Genomic DNA, 3,249 nt, shown 5'->3' with positions numbered 1-3,249 from the left:
TGCCCGCCGGGTGAAGAAGGACGGTAAGTTCAAACTCGGCTACAAACAGCATAGCCGTACCGGCCGTTAAGGGCTATATCGGGAAACTGCACATCAGTCCTGCAGACGGACACGGGTGCAACCACTTCGAACTGCGGTTTAGCGATATTGCCCGAGGTGTCAGGGTTAATACAGCGTGTCTTCAGAAAACACACCCAGTAAAGACAAAGCCGACGATAAAGGTTATGACGGCAAAGCCGACCGGGTGTTTCCTCACAGCAAAGGGTTTTCAGACGGCATAATGCGTAAAGCACACAGAGGCTGCCTGTTAACCGAAACCGATAAAGGCTATGACGGCCAAGTCGACCGGGCGCTGCTTCACAGCAAAAAACTTTCAGACGGCATGATACGTAAAACGTACAGAGGCCGTCCGTTAACCGAAGAAGATAAGAAATAAGCCGTTGCCGAAAACGCGTTATGTCATGGAACAGCGTTTCGGGACGCTGCGCCGTACATTCCATCCAACCGTGCTTCTTATTTCAGGCTGCTAACAGTAATGGCGCAAAGCCGTTTAAAGGCGGTTTGTGCCAACCTAACTAAAGTCTGCCAGCAGACTCCGTGTGCCTGCTGCGGCCTGAAAGGGTAAAATACGCCCTGAAGACAAGGAATACGGGGGCGGTAGGGCGTTGGACATGAGAAAGCCTACTTAATGACCTAAGTCAGCTTTTTTGATTTTGATTAAGGTTTTGCAAAGGGCTCAGGCTGTGTGATGCGGTGCTGATAACCTTGGGTGTTTTCGGCTTGAACGCATTGCTCTCGGCCAGCCCGAAACTATCCAGCACACTGGCCTTGGCCGGCGGCTTATTTTTATCGGCCTACGGCACGATGAGTACCAAACGTGCGTGGCAATTATCTTACCGTGGATACCATTCCTTCCTTTTCCGTCTTAAAAAATTGCCCTCGCCACATTAGCACCTATCTTGTTGAATCGGCATGTGTACATCGATACCGTGGTACTCGTCGGCGGTAATACAGCAAACCCGGATAAATCCGCCAAACAATTTTTTCTGATGGATGCCGCCAACGCATCAAGTTTGTGGTTTGCCAGATTAGACTTCGGCTCGCACCTGTTGCTGCTGCTGTTCTGACGTGAACAAGTCTGGCAGTTGCTTGACGGTATGATTGCTTTGGTAATGTTATATTTGGCCTTCATGCTGTTGTAGCAAGCTGTTCATGTGTTTCTTTGAACTTACAATCCGCCTGAAACTTTTTTCAGACGGCCTTTCCCGTATCATTTACAATATCAACCTTAAACTCAATTCCGGTTAAATCAGGCTAAAATGCTTGTTTCCGTCCCGGATTGGCTTTAAGTTAACCCATACGGAAAGTCAATGAGATGAAAAACGTTGTTATTTTGATTTCAGGCTGCGGCAGCAATATGCAGGCCATCGTCAACGCCCAAATCCCCAATGCGCGCATTGCTGCGGTATTGAGCAACAGCGAAACTGCAGCCGGTTTGGTTTGGGCGGCAGAACGCGGTATTGCCACCGACAGCCTGAGCCACAAATCATTTGAATCACGTTTGGCTTTCGACCAAGCCATGATGGCAAAAATCGATGCCTATCAGCCTGATTTGGTGGTATTGGCCGGTTTTATGCGCATTCTCAGCCCTGAGTTTTGTGCACATTACGAAGGCCGTTTGATGAATATCCATCCGTCGATTCTGCCGGCGTTTACCGGTTTGCACACACATCAACGCGCCTTGGATGCCGGATGCCGTGTCGCCGGCTGCACGATTCATTTTGTGACAGCCGAATTAGACTGCGGCCCGATTATTGCCCAAGGCGTGGTACCTATTTTGGATAGCGATACCGCCGACGATATTGCCGCGCGTGTTTTAACAGTTGAGCATCAGTTATTCCCCAAAGCCGTTTCCGATTTTGTGGCAGGCCGTCTGAACATCCAAGGCAACCGAGTATTGAATACCGACACACAGGCGCAACCATCCGCATTACCGGCCTAAACCGGAGAGATTATGAAAAAAATCCATACTATTCCCGCTTTACTGACTACCGCCGTCTTGGCCTTACCTGCCGCCATGGCTGCCGAATTACCGAAATCAGCCACGCTGGAATATTCCGGAAACCTGAAAATTCCGGCCACCATGAATTTTATCCGTACCGGCAACAGCTATAAAATCGTTTCTACGATTAAAGTACCGCTTTACCATATTCGTTTTGAATCTGCCGGTACGATTTCGGGCAACACCCTTCAACCGGAGTATTACAAAGAAACCCGTAACGGTAAGCTATATACCGATGTGAAATTCAACGGCAACAACATCACTTACGGCAAAGTCGGCAACAAAAAAAGCCAAACCGTTTCCGGTACAACCATGGATTTGTTTACCTTGGCTTGGCAATTGGCAGCAAACGATGCCAAACTTCCGAATAATTTAAATGTCACGAACGGCAAAAAAATCTATGCTGTGAACAATATGACCAACGCTGGAACATCCGGCTATAAATTTAGCGGCGGCACCACACCTGTTACCAAATACGTTATCCACCGTGGTGACAACACGATTAACTATTCTTTTGCCACTGAATTAAACAATATTCCCGCACAAATCGTCTATAAGGAAGACGACGGCAAATCTTATAACCTGCGCCTGACCCGCCTGACGATTGACGGAAAAACGGTTAAACCTTGATTAAAACCGTTTAAACACCACCATAAAAAACCAGTGCCGTCGGAACATTTTCAGACGGCACCGGTTTTTTATAGCTGAATTAAATGAATCATGACGATTAATGCAGGTGTCGGATTCTTGAATCCGACACCTGCTTAAAAAAACAAGGAAACCGTTTCAATTTAAGGTAAAGTTTGCCCATGTGTTCATTTTTAAGTTAAGGGGCTCAGGAATCAAATCTAATCCAACGGCATATTCCGTGACATTTCCAACAAAATTACATACAGGTTATCATGTCTGTGATTAAAGCGGAATCCCGTTTCTTCCAGGTGCCAATAAAACGTCCGTCCGGATATGCCGTTAAATTCAACCGGCCTGTTTTTTTTTGCATAACCCCAATATGCCGAACCCCTCCGGCAAACCCGTTATCTGCGTGACGGACACGGAAGTATTTTTCACAGCCCATATCAACCAGAACCACGCCGGCCACCGGTATTGGTAACGCCTTTGATAGGGAGATGGCCCCGGATAACCTTTTGCAGCATGACTTTTGAAGCACCGGGTACGGTTCCGGTACG

At 47.6% G+C, this 3,249-nt stretch carries 5 protein-coding genes; all 5 read left to right on the top strand.

Annotated features, from left to right (window positions below; all coding sequences use genetic code 11):
- Positions 1 to 175: 175 nt before the first annotated feature.
- A complete protein-coding gene (locus tag C7N83_RS13465; RefSeq protein WP_106743242.1) occupies positions 176 to 436 on the top strand; it encodes a hypothetical protein in 261 nt (86 codons plus the stop codon).
- A gap of 305 nt (positions 437 to 741) precedes the next feature.
- A complete protein-coding gene (locus tag C7N83_RS13460; protein ID WP_106743241.1) occupies positions 742 to 951 on the top strand; it encodes a LysE family transporter in 210 nt (69 codons plus the stop codon).
- Between the two features lie 8 nt (positions 952 to 959).
- Entirely contained in the window at positions 960 to 1,127 is a 168-nt protein-coding gene (locus C7N83_RS15010) for a hypothetical protein (RefSeq protein WP_170064924.1), read from the top strand.
- Positions 1,128 to 1,375: 248 nt separating this feature from the next.
- Entirely contained in the window at positions 1,376 to 2,002 is a 627-nt protein-coding gene (gene purN, locus C7N83_RS13455; RefSeq protein WP_106743240.1) for a phosphoribosylglycinamide formyltransferase, read from the top strand.
- A gap of 12 nt (positions 2,003 to 2,014) precedes the next feature.
- Positions 2,015 to 2,692: a DUF3108 domain-containing protein gene (locus C7N83_RS13450; RefSeq protein ID WP_106743239.1), complete on the top strand. Its 678-nt coding sequence runs from the start codon at positions 2,015 to 2,017 to the stop codon at positions 2,690 to 2,692.
- Positions 2,693 to 3,249: the final 557 nt, after the last annotated feature.

The sequence above is a fragment of the Neisseria iguanae genome, assembly GCF_003013245.1.
Taxonomy (GTDB): Bacteria; Pseudomonadota; Gammaproteobacteria; order Burkholderiales; family Neisseriaceae; genus Neisseria; species Neisseria iguanae.
Note: the sequence above shows the minus strand (reverse complement) of the source record. Positions and strands in the feature narration are given on the sequence as shown.

Coding starts and splice junctions, on each gene's coding strand:
- purN (WP_106743240.1), top strand. CDS start 1,376: ATGAAAAACGTTGTTATTTTGATTTCAGGCTGCGGCAGCAATATGCAG.
- C7N83_RS13450 (WP_106743239.1), top strand. CDS start 2,015: ATGAAAAAAATCCATACTATTCCCGCTTTACTGACTACCGCCGTCTTG.